This window comes from Streptomyces sp. O3, from assembly GCF_054788135.1.
Genome location: NZ_JBTVYK010000181.1, coordinates 1 through 275, shown reverse-complemented (window position 1 = coordinate 275; position 275 = coordinate 1). Strand labels below are relative to the sequence as shown.

Annotated in this window: 1 protein-coding gene; it reads right to left on the bottom strand. The window is 62.9% G+C overall.

What is annotated here, in order from left to right:
• Positions 1 to 23: 23 nt before the first annotated feature.
• A partial coding sequence (locus ACX6XY_RS30265) for a glutathione S-transferase C-terminal domain-containing protein (RefSeq protein ID WP_460337876.1) occupies positions 24 to 275 on the bottom strand: 252 nt, incomplete at its 5' end.

Sequence of the window (275 nt, the reverse complement as noted above, 5' to 3'; positions counted from 1 at the left end):
AAACCCGGCCTGCGCCGGGTTTGTCATTTCAGCGCATCGAGTTCCGGGTAGTGGCGGAAGATACCCATCGTGTTGAAGGGAATGCGCCGTGGCGATTGCAGATACGTCGCGATGTTCGGCTGTGCGGCCACGCGGTCATGCAGCGCCACGAGATGCGGCAGCGTGCGTTCATAGCGCTGCATGTGACGCGGAAACGCATAGCGCAGCCCCGCCACGATCTGGAACAGCGACAAGTCCACATAGGTGAGCGCATCACGCACGGCCCAGGTCGGGCC